General features: G+C 56.9%; 1 protein-coding gene. It reads left to right on the plus strand.

Going from position 1 to position 202, the window contains the following annotated elements; translation table 11 throughout:
• Positions 1-163 (plus strand): hypothetical protein (locus FDX22_RS32325; protein ID WP_186805484.1); only part of this gene is annotated, 163 nt, incomplete at its 5' end.
• Between the last annotated feature and the right edge of the window lie 39 nt (positions 164-202).

The raw sequence follows: 202 nt of genomic DNA on the forward strand, positions 1-202 counted from the left end.
GTGGTTTGCCCAGCACAACGCTTCGCTGGTGGTGATGCGCCCGGACCGCTTTGTGGCCGCCATCGCTATTCCGCAAACTCTGGGCAGTACCCTGAATAAACTGGCGTCGGTGATGACGCTTACCCGCGCTACTGCCGATATTCCTGTTGAAAAGGTGGCCTGATATGCACGCTTATCTTCACTGTCTTTCCCACTCGCCGCT

Source organism: Citrobacter sp. TBCS-14 (assembly GCF_005280805.1).
GTDB classification, from domain to species: Bacteria; Pseudomonadota; Gammaproteobacteria; order Enterobacterales; family Enterobacteriaceae; genus Citrobacter; species Citrobacter gillenii.